This is a genomic window from Moraxella sp. ZY200743 (assembly GCF_050885545.1).
GTDB classification, from domain to species: domain Bacteria; phylum Pseudomonadota; class Gammaproteobacteria; order Pseudomonadales; family Moraxellaceae; genus Moraxella; species Moraxella haemolytica.
The window spans coordinates 2,192,059-2,210,970 of sequence record NZ_CP091313.1 but is presented as its reverse complement, the minus strand read 5'-3'; the positions used below and the strand labels follow the sequence as shown (position 1 = coordinate 2,210,970).

The 18,912-nt window shown below is 41.7% G+C and carries 16 protein-coding genes and 2 pseudogenes; 7 read left to right on the top strand and 11 right to left on the bottom strand.

The genetic code is table 11. The annotated features are described in order from the left end of the window. Positions 1–5 precede the first annotated feature (5 nt). Positions 6–1,763 carry a DNA repair protein RecN gene (gene recN, locus L3D27_RS10685; RefSeq protein WP_432481177.1) on the bottom strand — a complete coding sequence of 586 codons (1,758 nt, stop codon included), beginning with the start codon at positions 1,761–1,763 and terminating at the stop codon, positions 6–8. A 357-nt stretch (positions 1,764–2,120) separates the two neighbouring features. On the opposite strand from recN, the gene rlmB reads away from it, so the two are divergent. Then, positions 2,121–2,993, top strand: a complete 873-nt coding sequence (gene rlmB, locus L3D27_RS10680) for a 23S rRNA (guanosine(2251)-2'-O)-methyltransferase RlmB (RefSeq protein ID WP_373628661.1) — start codon at positions 2,121–2,123, stop codon at positions 2,991–2,993. Positions 2,994–3,105: 112 nt separating this feature from the next. On the opposite strand, the gene nqrM is transcribed toward rlmB, so the two are convergent. The 5 genes from nqrM to L3D27_RS10655 form a co-directional block, all read right to left on the bottom strand. Continuing rightward, positions 3,106–3,372 carry a (Na+)-NQR maturation NqrM gene (nqrM, locus tag L3D27_RS10675; protein WP_284673643.1) on the bottom strand — a complete coding sequence of 89 codons (267 nt, stop codon included), beginning with the start codon at positions 3,370–3,372 and terminating at the stop codon, positions 3,106–3,108. Between the two features lie 296 nt (positions 3,373–3,668). Further along, positions 3,669–4,058: a rhodanese-like domain-containing protein gene (locus L3D27_RS10670; RefSeq protein ID WP_284673642.1), complete on the bottom strand. Its 390-nt coding sequence runs from the start codon at positions 4,056–4,058 to the stop codon at positions 3,669–3,671. A gap of 11 nt (positions 4,059–4,069) precedes the next feature. Further along, the gene (locus L3D27_RS10665) at positions 4,070–5,383 is read right to left on the bottom strand and encodes an FAD-dependent oxidoreductase (RefSeq protein WP_432481176.1); all 1,314 of its coding nucleotides are present in this window, start codon (positions 5,381–5,383) and stop codon (positions 4,070–4,072) included. 14 nt (positions 5,384–5,397) lie between these two features. Further along, positions 5,398–5,901 carry a DUF302 domain-containing protein gene (locus L3D27_RS10660; RefSeq protein ID WP_284673640.1) on the bottom strand — a complete coding sequence of 168 codons (504 nt, stop codon included), beginning with the start codon at positions 5,899–5,901 and terminating at the stop codon, positions 5,398–5,400. Between the two features lie 267 nt (positions 5,902–6,168). Further along, positions 6,169–6,864 (bottom strand): UTRA domain-containing protein, encoded by a 696-nt coding sequence (locus L3D27_RS10655; protein WP_432481175.1) that lies wholly within the window; start codon positions 6,862–6,864, stop codon positions 6,169–6,171. A gap of 159 nt (positions 6,865–7,023) precedes the next feature. On the opposite strand from L3D27_RS10655, the gene hutU reads away from it, so the two are divergent. From hutU to L3D27_RS10625, 6 genes are all read left to right on the top strand, one after another. After that, on the top strand, positions 7,024–8,727 hold the full coding sequence (gene hutU, locus L3D27_RS10650; protein ID WP_432481174.1) for a urocanate hydratase: 1,704 nt from the start codon (positions 7,024–7,026) through the stop codon (positions 8,725–8,727). Positions 8,728–8,842: 115 nt separating this feature from the next. Further along, positions 8,843–10,177 carry a YjiH family protein gene (locus tag L3D27_RS10645; RefSeq protein ID WP_284673637.1) on the top strand — a complete coding sequence of 445 codons (1,335 nt, stop codon included), beginning with the start codon at positions 8,843–8,845 and terminating at the stop codon, positions 10,175–10,177. Between the two features lie 65 nt (positions 10,178–10,242). After that, the gene (gene hutH / locus L3D27_RS10640; protein WP_432481173.1) at positions 10,243–11,805 is read left to right on the top strand and encodes a histidine ammonia-lyase; all 1,563 of its coding nucleotides are present in this window, start codon (positions 10,243–10,245) and stop codon (positions 11,803–11,805) included. A 77-nt stretch (positions 11,806–11,882) separates the two neighbouring features. After that, positions 11,883–12,902: a formimidoylglutamase gene (gene hutG / locus L3D27_RS10635; protein ID WP_432481172.1), complete on the top strand. Its 1,020-nt coding sequence runs from the start codon at positions 11,883–11,885 to the stop codon at positions 12,900–12,902. A gap of 16 nt (positions 12,903–12,918) precedes the next feature. Further along, positions 12,919–14,151: an imidazolonepropionase gene (gene hutI / locus L3D27_RS10630; protein ID WP_432481171.1), complete on the top strand. Its 1,233-nt coding sequence runs from the start codon at positions 12,919–12,921 to the stop codon at positions 14,149–14,151. Between the two features lie 349 nt (positions 14,152–14,500). Continuing rightward, positions 14,501–15,076, top strand: coding sequence for a YagU family protein (locus L3D27_RS10625; protein ID WP_432481170.1), 576 nt, complete (start codon positions 14,501–14,503; stop codon positions 15,074–15,076). Positions 15,077–15,158: 82 nt separating this feature from the next. On the opposite strand, the pseudogene L3D27_RS10620 reads toward L3D27_RS10625, so the two are convergent. The 5 genes and pseudogenes from L3D27_RS10620 to dnaK form a co-directional block, all read right to left on the bottom strand. Beyond that, a pseudogene (locus L3D27_RS10620) lies at positions 15,159–15,702 on the bottom strand (IS3 family transposase); the annotation flags it as partial. 108 nt (positions 15,703–15,810) lie between these two features. Beyond that, positions 15,811–16,023: pseudogene (locus tag L3D27_RS10615) on the bottom strand (IS3 family transposase); the annotation flags it as partial. Between the two features lie 71 nt (positions 16,024–16,094). Then, the gene (locus L3D27_RS10610) at positions 16,095–16,286 is read right to left on the bottom strand and encodes a hypothetical protein (protein WP_432481169.1); all 192 of its coding nucleotides are present in this window, start codon (positions 16,284–16,286) and stop codon (positions 16,095–16,097) included. 57 nt (positions 16,287–16,343) lie between these two features. Beyond that, positions 16,344–16,640 carry a helix-turn-helix domain-containing protein gene (locus L3D27_RS10605; RefSeq protein WP_432481168.1) on the bottom strand — a complete coding sequence of 99 codons (297 nt, stop codon included), beginning with the start codon at positions 16,638–16,640 and terminating at the stop codon, positions 16,344–16,346. 125 nt (positions 16,641–16,765) lie between these two features. Continuing rightward, positions 16,766–18,685 carry a molecular chaperone DnaK gene (gene dnaK / locus L3D27_RS10600; protein WP_432481167.1) on the bottom strand — a complete coding sequence of 640 codons (1,920 nt, stop codon included), beginning with the start codon at positions 18,683–18,685 and terminating at the stop codon, positions 16,766–16,768. Positions 18,686–18,912 lie beyond the last annotated feature (227 nt).

The window sequence follows — 18,912 nt, the reverse complement described above, 5'->3', positions numbered from 1 at the left end:
GTTATCTATTGTGGTGTTTTGGTGCGTTTTGTGGGTTTGGTCTGATTAGGTAGCGTCTCGATGAATTCGGCGTTGGCACCGATTTGGTCTGCTAAGGCGATATCTGCTAGCAGACTCTTGACATGGGCACGAGTGGCTTCGGTGATGTTCACGCCACCTGACATGCGTGCCAACTCATCAACTTGATGCTCGTCTGTGATGATGGCGATGTCGCTTGTGGTATGCTCACCATGGTCTTTATGCACAAGAATATGACGATGAGCCGCTGCTGCTACTTGGGCTTGATGAGTGATGGCAAGTAGCTGCTGATATTTGCCAAGACTACGCAACAACTCACCTACCACCTGTGCTGTAGCACCGCTGATACCCACATCCACCTCGTCAAATACCAAAGTTGGTCGGCAGCCTTTGCCATCATTTGCCGCCATGACTTGCATGACAAGGGCGATGCGAGATAACTCACCTCCTGATGCAACCTTGTGTAGGGGCTGAAGTGGCATACCAACATTGGCACTAAACAATAAAGCAATGTCGTATCTGCCATGGGCATTATAGGCACTTTCGTCTTTGGTATTAAAGGCGAATTCACAGCGAGCATTAGGCAAGGCAAGTGGCAATAGGCGTGCCTCTAGGCGTTCACAGATGTCTGGGGCGATCTTGATGCGTGCGTCATCAAGTGCAGTTGCTGCTTGTAGATACTGCTCATAAGCTTCATTAACCTTGGCATCTAGTGTGTCGTTATCGGGCAATAAGTTTAGTTTGTCTAGCTCTTTTTGCCAATTTTTAGCATCGCTGATGAGTTCTTTGGTTGGAGTGTGGTATTTACCAGATAGGCGATGGGCAAGCGACAGCAGTGTGTTGAGTTCGTGCAGGCGTTCTTCATCAGGTAATGACTGCTCAGCATAGTCAGATAACTTTGCTGATGCGTCCATGATGCTTTCTTGGGCAAGGGTAAGTAACTGACTACATTCGCCAAAGATTTTGCTTTTATCGGCACTTTGGTCGCAGATACGCATCGCTCGCCCAAGTAGGCTTGCTACGCTAGGCTCGTCATGACTATTATCTAAAAAATTGGCTGCTGTCATCGCTTGTGTCATGAGTGCTTCTAGGTTTGACAGCTCGTCATATTCGCTTTCTATCTCATCAAAGTTCACTGATAATAAAGGATTGATGTCTGATAGTTTGGCGGACAATAGAGCCATACGGTCAACTCGTTGAGCCAACTGACTTTTTGCTTCATCGGCTTGTTTTTTGATGCGTTGCCATGCATGATAAGTTTCTTTGGCGTTGTTTTTTAGGGGAGTTAACTCACCCACTTTATCTAGCCAATCGATGACGAACTGCGGTTTTAATAGTTCAAGCCCTGCGTGCTGTGAGTGGATATTGACCAAAATTTGCCCCAGTGATTTTAATTCACCGATGCTGGCAGGCACGCCATTTATCCATGATTTTGAGCGTCCTTGAGCACTGATTTTTCGGCGAATGAGCAGGGTATCATCTTCTAGTTCTCGTTCATGCTCGGCAAACCATGCCACAATCTCGTCATTGCCCGTGATGTCAAATTCCCCAAAAACCGTTGCTTCATCACAGCCATGTCTTACCATGGTGCTGTCAGCTCGTTCACCAGTACACAAAGATAATGCGTCTAAAATCAATGACTTGCCTGCACCAGTCTCACCTGTAATGACATTAAATCTCTCATCAAAGGCGATTTCTTTTTCATCAATTAGGGCAAAATTGTTAAGACTTAAAGATACCAGCATGGCGATATGGATTCCTAAAAAATCGGTGGCTTATGATAATCAATTTGGACAGTTTTGGCAATTTGCAAAATGTTATTTTGCGACCTTCTTATGGTGCTTGCAAGTTTTATTGATGATAAGAATGGTCTTTTTAAGGCTTTGCACAAGATGAGTACGACTTTTGATTTGATATGGGGGCAAAATACCATATCAAAAGTAGTGCGATAAAAATTTCTCGCTAGGTGTGGCAGATGTTTTGACAATCAAGTATAAATTTGCCACAATATAATCAGTCTTTACAAGTTTATCATCCATTTTACCATTCCTTTTATCTTCCATACTACTCATTACTATCTTACGATTATTACTGGTTTATTTATGTCAAAGTTACGCAAAAATTTCTCCCAAAAATCTTTTGAAAAAAAAGATGTCAAACCCCACAAACTCTCCAAATCCAATATCAAATCTACCGCCAAAACAAATAAGCAAGGACGCATTCCGCATTTTTATGGCATACACGCTGTGAGAGCTTTATTAAAGCACCGTTCGCATGATGTGCTGACGCTTTTTGTGCAGTTACGAGATGATGGTGGGGTGAGTCAGACGCATGATGAGCTGATAGAGTTTGCAAAAAATGCGGGTGTGAGCGTGCAGATGACGCACAAAGATAGGCTAGCTGAGCTGTGCGATAGCCACCAACATCAAGGGGTGGTCGCTGCTGCCAGATTACCGCAGCTGTACGATGAGCATCATCTAGCAAGCATGACAGATCAAGGCGATGTGTTGTTTTTGGTGCTTGACCAAATCACTGATGCCCACAATTTAGGGGCGTGCTTGCGTTCTGCCAGTGCGATGGGTGTGGATGCGGTCATTATTCCTAAGCATCAAAGCGTCTCTATCACCCCAACTGTTGCTAAGGTCTCGGTTGGGGCAGCAGAAGTAGTGCCTGTGATTGCGGTAACAAATTTGGCTCGCAGTCTTGAGCTTCTAAAAAAAGCAGGTGTATTCGTATTTGGTACGGCACTTGATGACACTGCCAAACCTTTATACGACTGCGATTTTAGTGGCAAAGTTGCCATCATCATGGGATCGGAGGGTGACGGCATGAGACGGCTGACCCAAGAGCATTGCGATACTTTGGTGTATATCCCAATGGCGGATAATCCCGATCGTCCGCAGAGCTTAAATGTTAGCGTTGCTACAGGCATGGCACTATATGAAGTGGCAAGACAGCGGGCAGGCAGGGGCTGATTATTTATTCGTAGGTTGATGATTTTGATATCGTGTTTCATGTGAAACATCAAGAATCAATAAAAGGATAATAAAAAAGGTGAATCATTCACCCTTTTGTTTTTTGTTGGTATTATGCTTTTTTGGCGATTTTATCCAATGTTGTCTTATTAGTGAGCATGGCTTTTTTGTCGGCATCGGTTAGGCTTTCGCATTTGTTAGGGTCGTTGCCACAAAACTGGCAAAACTCATCACCCATCAATGTCGCCACGCCACCGCAAGATCCTTTTAGAGGTTGTTTTTTGATGATATAGCCTATGCCCATAAACAGGAAAAATAAAACAAATATGCCAAGTGTTATAAAAAACATGGGAATGAATTGGGAAAAAAGGTCGGTCATGGCGTTCTCCTGATGTGTAACCAATAAGTATTATAAAAAATTTTACCAAAAAAGTCAGTCTGTTTTTGTAATGATAGTAGATGGGCTAAAGATGGCAAAACATAAAGATAAAACACACCTATGGGTATGATTGCAAGATTTTATCTATCAATGAACACGCCTTTTTAATCAAGGATTATCGTCATCAGGCTAGATAAATGAACTTTTATGATTTTAAAAGTCGCTGTTTATTCTTGTTTTAGGGTTATAAAAAATTAGCCTTATTACATGATGCTAATAAGGCTAATGTTATGGATTTATTTAAGCCCCTGCTCAACTAAGTCGTCATAACCGCCGTGGTTGGTGACATTGGTGTAGCCAAGCTCGATCAAAATCGTGCGAGCAGCTTCTGCACGGCGACCACTGCGACAGTACAGATTAATCGGTGCGTCTTTGTTGGGCTCTAGACTGGCAATTTTTTGGGCGATTTCATTAGGCGTAACATTCACGGCATCTTGTAGATGACCTTGATTGTATTCTTCGGCTGAACGCACATCAATCCAAATGCCATCGGCTTTTTTGGGCGTCTGCACGACCATATCATCACTTTGATTGGCTATGGTGGTCGGTCTGGATTCTGCGGTTTTATCGCCACAAGCTGACAACGCAATCGCTGTTGCTATTATTGCCAAGTATTTAATTTTCATGATACTTCCTTTTAGAATTGCCCGAACAAGTCATTTAAGCTCTCTGACATGGTTGGATGGGTAAAAATGTGATTGGCGATGTCGTGAGCGGTTAAGCCTTGGCGAATCGCTAAATCCACAAAATTAATCATTTCATGTGATGCTTCGCACAATAATTGTACGCCCAAAATCTCATCATTATCGGCATTAACAACGGCTTTTAATAAGCCGTCCGTTTGGTTTAGGATTTTGGCTTTTGGTATGCTGTTGGCACTGAGCGTTGCTGTTTTGACATGATAGCCTTGCTCTTTGGCACTTTGTTCGGTCATGCCAACCACAGACAGTGGCGGGTTGGTAAATACTGAATAGGCAAAAGTTCGCCCAACGGTGGTATAACTGCCATCGCCGATAAGATGGCTTTTGACTATCCGAAAATCATCAAGCGACATGTAAGTAAACTGCGGTGAGCCTGCCACATCGCCCATCGCATAAATGTGTGGCTGAGTGGTTTGTAGATGTTCATTGACATGAATATGCCCACGCTCGGTTAATTCCACCCCCGCTTTTTGTAACTGTAAATCAGTATTTGGCACACGCCCTGCAGCAATCAGTACCGCATCAGCGATAATCTCTCCGTCTGTTGTGATGATTTTGGTTTGGTCATCTGCATTTTCAAGGCGTGTTATTTGTGTGTTAAGTCTAAACTCAATTCCCTGATTTTGCATGATTGTTTGCAGTGTTTGGGCAATTTCTACATCTTCTCTTGGAGCGAATTTGTCACTGCTGTCTAGCACGATGACCTTTGAGCCAAATTTTGCAAACATACTGGCAAATTCTAGTCCAATATAACCACCGCCAATAATTGCCAGTGTATTTGGCAACTGGCTCATCTGCATAATACCTGTGCTGTCATAGATGTTGTGAGCAGTATCAATGCCATCAATGTTCGGAACACGATTGATTGCTCCTGTGTTGATATAGATGTGATCAGCACGGATGGTCAGAACCTCTGCATCGGTTGTAACTTGCACGGTGTTTTGGTCAATAAATTCGGCTTTGCCTGTAATGACTTTTGCTACTTTATCAACCATTTCAAAATTGGCTTGGTTTAGTTTTTTTATCAATTCATTTTTTTGTAGGACTGCTTGATGAAATTCGCTGCCATTTTCTGCCAAAAATTTTAGTTTTTTGCTGGGGATACAGCCGACATTAATGCATGTACCGCCATACATTGCTTGTGATTGCTCCACCAAAATGACATCTTGCCCTTGACTTGCCAAGGTTTTGGCAAGCGTCTTACCGGCTTTACCAAAGCCGATGATTAAATGTTTGGTTGTGGTCATCATTTTATCCTATGGTGTTATTGTACGGTTGTTTTGATTAGATTTTCTGCTGCCGCTAAGGTATTTTTAACATCATCAAAGCTGATGTCGCTACCGTTAATCAAGGCTTTGGTGTCATTAAAACTCACCAAAACATCGCCATTTACCTCAGTGATTAAGACCTTTAAAGGTAGTTGTAGGGCAAAATTTGGATCTTTTATCATCAGTGGTGTGCCGGCTTTTGGTGTGCCAAAGACAATAACAGTGGCAGGCTGCATGGATAAATTGACATCGGCGGCCGCTTTTTGATGGTCGATGGTAGCAAAAATTGTCATGCCTTTTGATGTGATGGCTTGGCTAAGTTTGGCAGTGGTGGTGTCAAAATTGTAGGCACTCTTGATGGTGATAGTTTTGGCTGTCATGGCTGATGTATCGTTTTTGGATGTTGGGCTGATTTGATTGATGATTGGTTTGTTGTTTGGTGTAAAATGGCTACACGCAGTCATCATGACAGTAGCACAGACGGCAGCGATAAGTTTCATAAAATCTCCTTTGGGGCTAAAAATAATAAATGACTGATTATAACAGAAAAATGTTGCCCCATTCAATCAGTCTATGGTTGGTCTAATATTGCACTTGTTGCAAATCTGTAAGCAGAGAGCAAGACAGAATGATTTTGGTGATTTGGTTTGGACTGTCATGATATCAAAATCGTTTTTGTTTTGTTAATCAAGTTTAATACGCCTTAATTGCCTTAAAACAAAATCACCCAATTTGGGTGGTCAATGTGGTGAGTGCAAATGCTAAGTTTATAATGTGCCACTAAACTCATAACGCCCACCTACATGACTCATTTTGACTAAGGTTACTGCACATCCTTTTGATAGCGTTGTGCGTTCTAAAACCAAAATAGCATCTTTTGGCTTAATATCAAGTGCTGCTGCGACATGCTTATCGGCGTTGCTTGCAAAAATCCGATAATGTCCACGCTCCAACGGTACGGTATCAATGAGATATTGGCTTGTATTGATATTCTCAAAATCTTGGTGAATAAAGTCAGGCACAAGCTTTGCTGATACCCAACGCTCTTCTAGCTGTAGTGGTACATTATCAGCATAATGTACAATTGCTACAAAGTACACATCCGTTGGTATGTCAAACACCGTCTTTAATTTACCCAAGTCTTGATGGTTGATAATTTTTTTGTCCAGTACTGTTGCATGATAAGCCTGACCATTTGCGATAATGTCATAAGCAATATTCCTAACTTCCACAAAGGTGTGATGAAACTGCTTTTGGGCAACGAATGTCCCTGAACCTTGACGGCGTTCTAAAACATGCTCATCAGCCAATTCTTTTAGGGCACGATTGACTGTCATGCGAGATACGCCAAAGCTATCACATAAAGCGTGTTCGGTTGGAATAGCTTGCCCTGCCTGCCAAACTCCTGCATGAATATTTGCTAAGATGGTATTTTTGATGGTTTGGTAGGCGGGTGTTTTCATGGCAAGACTAAAAAAATGATTGTGCAAATAATATTATAACAGTTAATTTAAAATTTTTTTTAAAAACCATTGTCAGATACCAAAATTTTTGCTACATTAAGCCTTAAATTTGTATAGACAAATTTATCTGCATCAATTTAACTTTTTTAAGGAAAAATCATGAGTCAATCTGTCCGTACCGACACAAGCCGTGTCATTAAAGCTCCCACAGGCACTCACTTAACCTGTAAAAGTTGGCTAACCGAAGCCCCATACCGTATGATTCAAAATAACTTGCACCCTGATGTGGCAGAGAACCCCCAAAGTCTTGTGGTGTATGGCGGTATTGGGCGGGCGGCTCGTAACTGGGAATGCTATGACCAGATTTTAGCGAGCCTAAAAGAGCTTGAAGATAATCAGACGCTACTCATTCAATCAGGCAAGCCTGTGGGTGTGTTTAATACTCATGAAAATGCCCCACGAGTATTGATTGCCAACTCAAATCTGGTGCCACGCTGGGCGACTTGGGAGCACTTTAATGAACTTGATAAAAAAGATTTGTTTATGTACGGGCAAATGACCGCTGGTAGCTGGATTTATATTGGTACGCAGGGCATTGTGCAAGGGACATATGAGACTTTTGCCGAAGCAGGTCGTCAACATTATCCAAGCGATGATGGTAAAAACTGGCAAGGTCGTTGGATTTTGACCGCAGGACTTGGCGGTATGGGTGGTGCTCAGCCTCTGGCGGCAACTTTTGCTGGGGCTGTGTCTTTAAATATTGAATGTCAGCAGTCAAGCATTGATTTTCGCTTGCGGACAGGTTATGTAGATAAACAAGCCCGTGATTTGGACGATGCTTATCGCTTGATTAAAGAACACACTAAAAATGGTGATGCGATATCGATTGCTCTGCTTGGCAATGCTGCCGAGATTTTACCAGAAATGGTCAAGCGTGCCAAAAATGGCGAGATAAAACCAGATTTGGTTACTGACCAAACCTCTGCTCACGATTTAATTAATGGTTATCTGCCAATTGGTTGGACGGTTGAAGAGTGGAAAAATGCCGCCTCCGACCACGCACGCCACGCCGAGCTAAAAGCTGCTGCTGCCAAATCCTGTGCTGTTCATGTGCAAGCAATGTTGGATTTTCAATCCATGGACATACCTGTAACTGATTATGGCAACAACATTCGTCAAGTGGCTTTTGATGAAGGGGTAAAAAATGCCTTTGATTTTCCAGGCTTTGTTCCTGCCTACATTCGTCCGTTGTTTTGCCAAGGAAAAGGGCCGTTTCGTTGGGTTGCTCTATCTGGCGACCCAGAAGACATCTACAAAACCGATCAAAAAATCAAAGAATTATTCCCTAATAACACGCATGTGCATCATTGGCTTGATATGGCAAAAGAACGCATTCATTTTCAAGGCTTACCTGCACGCATTTGCTGGTTGGGATTGGGTGAGCGTGATAAAGCAGGGCTTGCCTTTAATGAGATGGTCAAAAATGGCGAGCTAAAAGGCCCGATTGTCATTGGGCGAGATCATCTAGATACAGGCTCTGTGGCAAGTCCTAACCGTGAAACCGAAAGCATGAAAGATGGTACGGATGCTGTGTCTGATTGGGCATTGTTAAATGGCATGCTCAATGTGGCAGGCGGTGCAACTTGGGTTAGCTTACATCACGGCGGTGGCGTAGGTATGGGTTACAGTCAGCATTCTGGCATGGTCATTGTGGCAGATGGCACAGATGAAGCTGCCAAACGCCTTGCTAATGTTTTGGTGAATGACTGCGGTAGTGGTGTCATGCGTCATGCCGATGCAGGTTATGAGCTTGCCATTAAAACCGCTAAAGACTATGGGCTTAACTTGCCAATGGTTAAGTAAATTGACATAAAATGACATGCTAAGATTGTTTTTTTACCATCTTAGCATTGTTAAATTAAAAGCCATTCAAAAACCATTTATTGTGTTATTTCATCAAAAACTTAAGGAACAAGTCATGAATGAATCACCTAAAAAATTGAAGTCTAAATCACTTGCCATTACTCAAATGGCCGTGTTTAGTGCTATCGGTATTGTTATGTTTTTTGTGCCGTTTGATTGGCGTGGTAAAGAAACGATTGCTTTTGACCATTTGGCCAGTTTTTTGGTCAGTGATTTAAAGCCTTTGGCGGTGGGTTTGCTTTTTTTGATGATGATTTATGGCGTTATTAGGCCTTTTGTCAGAATAAATGGGATGAATGATTGGCATAAAAATACCACCAATAAAATTTTAAGTCTATTTAAAATCATTGGACTGATTTTAGCAGTGATGTATATCACCAACACAGCCCCTGATGCTATCATGACCAAAGATATGTTGCCATTTTTATTTGATAAATTGGCATTAAATGTTGGCATGATTGTGCCGATTGGGGCGTTAATTTTGGCTTTTTTATTGGGTTTTGGTCTGCTTGAATTGGTTGGTGTGCTGATGCAACCTGTTATGCGTCCACTATTTAAAACACCTGGTGAGTCCGCCATTGATGCGGTGGCAAGTTTTGTGGGTAGCTATTCAGTAGCACTGCTTATCACTAACCGTGTGTATCTATCAGGGCAATATTCTGCCAAAGAAGCCATCATTATCGCCACAGGATTTTCAACCGTTTCTACCGCTTTTATGGTCATTATCGCAAAAACCCTAGACCTAATGGCGTATTGGTCGCTGTATTTTTGGAGCTGTCTTATCATTACCTTTGTAATTACCGCCATTACGGTACACTTGCCACCCATTCGTGGTATGGATAACACAAGCCAAGCTAAAACAGCCAATCTTAACGGTCGGTCACGATTAAGTCTTGCTATTGATAAAGGGGTTGATGTTGCAAAACATAGCGACCCTGTGGCTAAGGTTTTATGGGATAATTTTAAAGATGGCATCAATATGGCAGCGGCGATTGTACCGTCCATTATTGCTATTGGGCTACTTGGTTTGCTGCTTGAAAAATATACACCAATTTTTGATGTGCTTGGTTTGCTGCTTGCACCATTTACATTTCTCGGTGGTATGAGTGAGCCATTGGTTGCTGCTAAAGGTATATCTACGGGGCTTGCGGAGATGTTTTTGCCAGCACTTGTATTAAAAGATAGTGATATTTTGACGCGTTTTGTTACTGCTATTGTATCGGTGAGTAGCATTATCTTTTTTTCGGCGATGATTCCTTGTGTCTTGGCAACCAAACTACCTGTAACTGTTGGTAAAATGGTTGTAATTTGGCTAATTCGCACAGCTTTGGGCATTGTGCTTGCCTGTTTGGTTGGGCATTTGGCAATGACTATGGGCTGGTTGGCTTAATTTTTTAGACAACATTCATTCATACTAAATTTTATAAACTTTTTGACTCTAAACGGAAGTATACTATGAAACCCACTTTAACGCTTACCCCTCGCCAATTAACCTTTAAACAGCTTCGTCAAATTTATGATGAGCCTGTAACCATTAGTCTTGATGGTAGTGCTTATGATGCCATTAACAAATCACACCAAGCGGTGCAAGATATTATTGCCAAAGATGAGCCTGCTTATGGTATTAACACAGGGTTTGGGCTACTTGCCAAGACTCGCATCAATGATGATGAACTTGAATTGCTCCAAAAAAATCTTATCTTAAGTCATTCGGTTGGCACAGGTGAGCTGTTGTCTGACAAGGTGGTTCGCTTAATTATGGTGATGAAGTTATCTAGCCTTGCCCAAGGATACTCTGGCGTTCGGGCTTGTGTGGTTGATGGTATTATCGACTTGATAAATCATGACATCATTCCTGCCATTCCTGCTAAAGGATCAGTTGGGGCATCTGGCGACTTAGCACCGCTGTCGCACATGACCTTGGCTTTATTGGGTGTGGGTGATGTACTGGTCAATGGTCAAAGAATAGACGCCAAAACCGCCCTAAAAAATGCCAAGCTTAGCCCCATCACTCTTGCCGCCAAAGAAGGTTTAGCACTCATTAACGGCACACAAGCATCCACCGCTCTTGCTATTCAAGGTTATTTTTTGGCACAGGATTTATTGCAATCTGCTACCGTTATTGGAGCATTATCGGTTGAGGCTGCTCGTGGCAATATTTCGCCATTTGATGCACGCATTCATGCGGTGCGTGGTCATCATGGGCAAATGGCACTTGGGGCAACTTATAAGGTACTGCTTGATAATAGCGGTTTTCGCCACGAAATTCATGGCAAAGAACCTTTGCGTGTGCAAGACCCGTATTGCCTACGCTGTCAGCCACAAGTTATGGGGGCGTGTTTGGATTTGATTAACCAAGCGGGTAAGACACTGCTCATTGAAGCCAATGCAGTAACTGATAACCCATTGATTTTTAATGATGATAATGACCCTATAGCAGTCTCTGGCGGCAACTTTCATGCAGAGCCTGTTGCTTTTGCTGCTGACACGCTTGCTCTTGCCATTAGTGAGATTGGTTCGATGAGTGAACGCCGTGTTGCCCTGCTTATTGATGCAAGTCTTTCAGGTTTACCTGCATTTTTGGTTCGCAATGCGGGCGTGAATTCAGGCTTTATGATTGCCCATGTTACCGCTGCTGCTTTAGCCAGCGAAAACAAATCGCTTGCTCACCCAGCTAGTGTAGATAGCATTCCAACATCTGCTAATCAAGAAGATCATGTATCTATGGCAACCTTTGCTGCACGCCGCCTGTTTGATATGGCACAGAATACCGCTTGTGTTGTAGGTATTGAATTTTTGGCGGCGGCTCAAGGCGTGGACATAGTGCGTGATGATTTTGGCTATCAGACATCTAATCTACTTGATTATATTCACAAAGCTCTTCGTGAAACGGTCGCTTATTATGATCAAGACCGCTATTTTGCCCCTGATATTGAAAACGCCAAAAACTTGGTGCTATCAGGCAAGCTGTCACAAGAATGGGCAGATCTGCGTGATGAGTGGTATTTAAGTGCCTGATTTTTAAGCAAAACTCAAAATACTTTTTGGGTTTTGTTTTTTTAACTCATTACAAACCAATTTGATTAAATAATCCAATGATAAAAACTACCTCCTATAATCCAAAACTTTATACAGGTAGGGCTGAACCTTTCGAGCTTGATGCCGCCCAATACTGGTATCAGCATGTTCATGCCTTTAATGAACACCCTAATGTCCAGAGCATTGGACTTCTTGGGTTTGCATCCGACCAAGGGGTTAATCGCAATCAAGGTCGTATTGGGGCAAAATACGCCCCTGATGTTATCAAATCCGCCTTTGGCAAATTACCCATGACAGGTGTTCAGGGCTTTATTGATGGTGATAAGTTGTCCATGCTTGTGGGTGATTGTGGCAATGTCATTTGCGATGATAATGATGCTATTGCTCATGATAGTTTGGAGGTCGCCCAAAAAAAATATGCGGACAATATTCAGCACATACTGGATGCAAACTCTGTTGCCATTGGGCTTGGTGGTGGACATGAGATTGCTTGGGGTTCATTTTTGGGGCTGTGGCAACATTTGCAAAACCAAAAATTAAGCTCTAATATTGGTATTATCAATTTTGACGCACATTTTGATTTACGATCTGATAAATACGCCACATCTGGTACACCATTTTTACAGATTAGTGAATTTTTACACGCCCAAAACACCGATTTTAATTATATGGCGATTGGTATTAGCCGATTTGGTAATACCAAGGCGCTATTTGATAAAGCTCAAACATTGGGCGTGCAAGTTATCAGTGATGATGAATGCTATGAGATTGATTTTAAAGATATTATCAAAAAAATCGATGATTTTTTGATTGATAAAGACATTGTTTATTTAACACTTGATATGGACTGCCTAGCGGGAGCGATTATGCCGTGTGTCAGTGCGGTGGCAGCGTTTGGGCTTGATTTGCCATTTTTGAAACGGTGTGTTAAGCATATTATTAACAGTGGTAAAGTCAAGGTCATTGATATTGCCGAAACCTGCCCGAAATACGATATTGATGGTCGTGGTATAAAGGTGGTGGCAAGACTGCTTGGTATGATGATTGAACAAATTTTAGTAAATAAGATAAAGTGAGAGTAAGGAAAAAATCATGACAACACATTTTGATATGCTACTTTTTGCCAATCTAGCTACATTCAATGAAGAATTCGGCTTTACACACAATACCCCTTATGGAGTAATTCACCAAGGGGCGATGGGTATTGTCGGTGGTGAAATTGCGTGGATTGGCACAAAACAAGATACCAAAACGCTTCAATTAACCGCGGATAACAGTCTGGATTTTGGCGATAAATGGATAACACCTGCCTTAATTGATTGCCATACACATTTGGTGTACGGTGGCAATCGCAGTAATGAATTTGAAATGCGACTAAATGGGGTTAGTTATCAAGATATTGCCAGCTCAGGTGGTGGCATTATGGCAACGGTCAATGCCACAAGAGACCTAGGTTTTGATGATCTGTACAAACTTTCTGCAAAACGCCTAAAAACGCTTATCAATCAAGGAGTTGGTACTGTTGAAATCAAATCGGGTTATGGACTTGATTTAGATTCTGAACGCAAAATGTTGACTGTTGCCAAAAAATTAGGCGATGATTTTGGCATCACAATTAAAAAAACTTACCTTGCTCTACATGCCATACCACCAGAATTCAAAGATAACCGAGAAAAATATGTTAAAAATGCCTGTGAGTGGCTAAAAATCTTGCATGATGAAGGGCTGGTTGATGCTGTTGATGCCTTTTGTGAATCCATTGCGTTTAATCGTGATGAGGTGGCACAGGTCTTTGATGTGGCAAGGTCGTTAGGCTTACCTGTCAAACTGCACGCTGAGCAGATGAGCGATATGGGTGGTGGAGCATTAGTGGCGGATTTTCATGGATTATCTGCTGATCATATTGAGTATCTAAGTGATGAAAGTATCGCCAAAATGGCGGAGCATGGTGTGGTTGGTGTGCTTTTACCGACTGCTTTTTATATTTTAAAAGAAACTAAGCTGCCACCGATTGATAAAATGCGACAAATGGGTGTTAATATGGCAGTTTCTACCGATTCAAACCCTGGTACATCGCCAAGCACATCTTTACTGCTTGCCATGAATATGGCGTGTACGCTATTTGGGTTGACCTGTGAAGAGGCGTTAGCGGGGACGACACTTTACGCAGCAAAAGCATTGGGACTACAAGAGAGTAAAGGCAAATTAGACATTGGTTTTGATGCTGATTTAGCGATTTGGGATATTGATAGACTTGCTGATTTGTGTTATTTGATTGGGGCAAGTCCTATGCATGGGCTTTTGGTAGGTGGCAAGGTGGTTTAAACCACTCTTGTTCTATCAAAGACTGTACTGAGTGTTGAATCTTCAATCTAAACAGCTCTTTTAATAGAAATAAGTTTGATGTCTGAACTTATGAGGCAACGGTAGCGATATACCCAATGTTGTAGTGAGATAGACGGTGCTGAGTACCAGCAATAAAATACATTTATTGACAAATAATGCCATGAATGATAAATTAAGTTAAGATGGATTACAACATCTAATCAATACTAAAAAATCGATTAAGTTTCCAAGAAAATTGGGCCGGTAAATTGACGCTTGTCAAAAGTATCATGAATCATATTGGTCAAATTTTTAAATCTGTTTATATGATTCAGTCACAAGAGGTATTATGCAACCGGCTCACTCTACATCAGTACACGACAAAAAAACTAACGCAAAAATCATCCTTTGGACAACCTTAGTTGGTGGTTTCATCAGTTCTTTGGTTAAATGGGGTTCTGAGGTTAATACTCCGCCACGAGTCAAAGGTGAAATATCACCACCAGGAGCACACATTGATGCGTGGCTTGGTTGGACAGGCTTTAACCAGCATTCGTTGGATTATGTTTATCAAGGCAATACCGTATTAGGAGCAGTAAGTTTATATCACTGGTTATTTAGTTTTGCCTTTGCCTTTGTTTATGTAATGCTTGCTACACGCTGGAATAAGGTGACCCGTCTATGGTATGGGGCATTTTATGGGATTATGATCAGCATTATTTTTCATGGTTTTGTAATTCCTGCCTTTGGCTTTAGAAATCCTGTTTATGCTGATGGCAAAACAGGATGGTTGTGGAATTTAAACTTTGCTGAAAACTTTAGTGAGCTTTTGGGTCATATTTATTGGGCGTTTTCTATTGAGGTATGTATGATTGCAGTGCTTGCACATTTTGGTAGACCTATCTATGGCAAATGGATAAAATAATCTCAATCCGGCTACTATGAACTGCCTTGTCTGAACCAACCCCCAAATCTTAAACACAGGATTAAAGGCTAGGTTGATAAAACTAAGTGGTTTCGCTAAGGACTAAGTTTTTGTACTTTACAGGACTTAGTCCTTTTAGCTTGCTCTTTATTCTATCATGATTGTAGTGGTGTATGTACTCATCAATGGTGATTTTAAGTTCATCAAGACTTGTAAACTTAGTTTGTTCATAAAAGACTTCCTGTTTTAGTGTGCCAAAAAAAACTTTCTATCACTGCATTATCAAGACAGTTGCCTTTTCTTGACATACTTTGGATGATACCATTGTTCTTTAAGGTTTGTTGATAATCAAACATCTGATAATGCCAACCTCTATCAGAATGGATAATAAGTTTATCATCTTTACCAAGCCTACAAAGTGCGTTACTTATCATCTCTTGTACCAACTCATAAGTGGGTCGTTCTTTGATGGTGTAGCTGATGATCTCCCCATTAAACAAGTCTATAACGGGGGATAGGTAGAGTTTGTGGTAAGTTTTGTTGTTACTTTTACCACTGCTATTGGCATTATCATCACCTCTGCTTGATGCAACTTCAACCTTCAACTCTGTGATGTCGGTTGCCCACTTTTGATTAGGCTTTGTGGCTTGAAAGTCTCTTTGTAGCACATTGTCTTTTATCTTGTCTTGTTGTTCACCTTGATAAGATGAATAAGGTTTGTGTCTTTTTTGTCTGATTTTAGCTTTTAAACCCATGACTTGCATTAAGCGTTGTACCTTTTTGTGGTTGATGACAATACCTTGACTGGCAAGTTGGTTGTTCAGTTCTGCATAAATCCTACGATAGCCATATCTGCCTTTATGGGTATCGTAGATGTGCTTGATGTACTCTTTTAAGGATAAATCTTTGTCAGGCTTTTTGTTTTGATGAATGTGGTAATAAAACACACTTCTTGGCAAGTTAGCAATACCAAGTAAGGTGTTTAGGGCATGCTTATGCCTTAATTCTTGCACGATGGTTATTTGTTCTTTGTTTGTTGTTTCTGACGAATTAAGGCATCTAGCTTTGTTAGGTAGTCGTTTTTTGCTCTAAGGTAAGCCAGTTCAGCTAATAAGTCATCAACGCTTTTTTCATTGTCTGGTTTGGTTTGCCAATGGGATTTTGGTTTGCTTACTTGGTTTTTGTTGGTGCTGTGGCTTGAATTAGACATTATTTTTCTGCCTTTGGGTTTTGGGGCATTCCCCATTATACCAAAGGACTGATAAGACTAAAACCAATTGAGTAAAAGTGCGTGATTGCTAATGTTAAGCTCTATTGCCAATTGATGAGAGGGTTTACCAGCCATCATTTCTAAAACAGCGTTGTGTTTAAAATCTGTATCATAGACAGCTTTGGTATTGCGTCTTTTAATACCATCAATGCCATGTGCTTGGTAGAGTTTGACCCATTGTTTAACAATGCTGTCTGTGGGTAGGTTAAACTGTTTATCAGTTTGTTTGTAGCTGTGTCTGCCCTGATAATATGCTATTGCAGACAACTTAAAGTTGGTTGTGTATTTTGCCATAGAAAAGCACCCCAAAGGTTAGAGTGTCTAACTTTTGGGGTGCGGTTCAAAATTCATATCGCCACACGAAAAAACACCGCCCAATCAAATTGAGCGGTGTTTCGTTTTTGCCTAACGACTAAAGATTATTTATCATCTTTAACTTCGGTAAACTCAGCATCTACCACGCCGTCATCAGCAGGTTTGGCTTGTTGCTGTGCTTGACCTGCGTCCGCACCTGCACCGCCTTGCTCTTGGCTATAAATCTTCGTGCCGATTGGCAAGAATGCGTTATCAAGGGCTTCTAGCTTGGCTTTGATTGCGTCCACATCATCTTCTTTGGTTGCAATTTCTAGCTCGCTGATTGCTGTTTCTACCGCTTGTTTTTCTTCATCGGTGGCTTTATCGCCATTTTCTTTTAGGGCTTTTTGCACCGCACTGATGCGACCATCTGCTTCATTGCGTGCATCTGCAAGCTCGGCAAATTTCTTGTCCGCTTCAGCATTGGCTTCAGCATCACGCACCATTTGTTCAATCTCTTCATCCGTCAAACCGCTGTCGGCTTTGATTTGGATAGATTGTGATTTGCCAGTGCCTTTGTCTTTGGCTGAGATATTCATAATACCATCGGCGTTGATGTCAAAGGTAACTTCAATCTGTGGTACGCCACGGGGTGCAGGCGGAATATCGGTTAGGTCAAAGTTGCCCAACAGTTTGTTTTGGTTGGCAATTTTACGCTCGCCTTGATACACCTGAATGCTTACCGCTGGTTGGTTGTCGGCAGCGGTTGAGAACACTTGTGATTTTTTGGTAGGAATCATTGTGTTTTTCTCAATGATGGCTGTCATCACACCGCCCATGGTCTCAATACCCAATGTTAGTGGTGTAACATCAAGTAGCAAGACATCTTTTTTATCGCCAGAGAGTACCGCACCTTGAATGGCAGCACCGATAGCCACCGCTTCGTCAGGGTTAATGTCTTTACGAGGCTCTTTGCCAAAAAATTCTTGTACTTTTTGTTGAACCAATGGCATACGGCTTTGACCACCAACCAAGATGACATCATCAATGTCGCTCGCTGATAGACCTGCGTCTTCTAGGGCAATCTTGCAAGGAGCGATGGTGCGAGCCACAAGCTCTTCGGTTAGGGCTTCTAGTTTGGCACGGCTGATAGTTACTACCAAGTGCTTAGGACCTGTGGCATCGGCGGTGATATAAGGTAAGTTCACTTCGGTAGAAGTTGAGCTTGACAGTTCAATTTTGGCTTTTTCGGCAGCTTCTTTTAGGCGTTGCATGGCTAGCGGATCGCCTTTTAGATTGACATTTTGTTCTTTTTTGAACTCTTCTACAAGGTAGTCAATCAAGGCAATGTCAAAGTCCTCACCACCTAAGAAGGTGTCGCCATTAGTCGCTAAAACCTCAAACTGTTGCTCGCCATCTACATCGGCAATCTCAATGATAGACACATCAAATGTACCACCACCTAAGTCATAGACAGCAATCGTGCGGTCTCCGCCTTTTTTGTCAAGACCGAAAGCAAGGGCGGCAGCGGTCGGCTCGTTGATGATTCGTTTAACATCAAGTCCTGCAATTCGTCCTGCATCTTTGGTGGCTTGACGCTGAGCGTCGTTAAAATAAGCAGGCACAGTCACCACCGCTTCGGTTACACTCTCGCCAAGATAGTCTTCGGCAGTCTTTTTCATTTTTTTCAAGACTTCGGCAGAGATTTGTGGTGGAGCTTGTTTTTTACCATTGACCTCTACCCACGCATCGCCGTTGTCGGCTTTAACGATTTTGTAAGGTACAAGACCGATATCTTTTTGTACTGCTTGTTCGTCATAACGACGACCGATTAGGCGTTTTACGGCAAATAGAGTGTTTTGTGGGTTGGTAACTGCTTGGCGTTTGGCAGATTGACCAACCAGTGTTTCACCGTCTTTAAATGCAACGATAGATGGTGTGGTTCTAGCACCTTCTGCATTTTCAATGACTTTTACATTACCATTTTCTAGAACGGCCACACAAGAGTTGGTAGTACCTAAGTCAATACCGATGACTTTACTCATGATTCTTCTCCGATTTGTTAGTTGATTTTGGCAGTGAATGAGTTTTGCCAAATTTGTCTTATATATTTGTGTCAAATTTTTATTTTCAAGAGAAAAATTGACAAATTTTTCAAAAATTTTTATAAAAATTTTGTTTTAAGCCATTGAAATTTAAAACAAAATCCATAAAAGAAACACCATTTATGGTTGGCTGTAGCAATCAGTACTCAATATAAGATAAGTTCAGC